The sequence below is a fragment of the Arthrobacter sp. PsM3 genome (assembly GCF_030433895.1).
Taxonomy (GTDB): Bacteria; Actinomycetota; Actinomycetes; order Actinomycetales; family Micrococcaceae; genus Arthrobacter.
Window position 1 is genome coordinate 1 of the sequence record NZ_JARUXE010000153.1, and the last position, 315, is coordinate 315.

1 pseudogene is annotated in these 315 nt (G+C 67.3%); it reads left to right on the top strand.

The window, feature by feature from the left end:
• Positions 1–315 (top strand): annotated as a pseudogene (locus tag QCD75_RS22020) (ferredoxin); the annotation flags it as partial.

The window sequence follows — 315 nt, forward strand, 5'->3', positions numbered from 1 at the left end:
CCGGCGTCCGGGCCCGGATCTGCCGGATCTCGTTCTCCGGTGAGCTGGCCTACGAAATCAACGTCCCGTCCTGGTACGGGCTGAACACCTGGGAGTCCGTGGCAGCGGCCGGCGCGGAATTCAACATCACCCCGTACGGCACCGAAACCATGCACGTGCTCCGCGCGGAGAAGGGGTACCCGATCGTCGGCCAGGACACCGACGGGACCGTCACCCCGCAGGACGCCGGCATGGAATGGGTCGTATCCAAGGTCAAGGACTTCATCGGCAAGCGCTCCTACGCCCGCAAGGACGCCGGCCGCACCGACCGCAAGC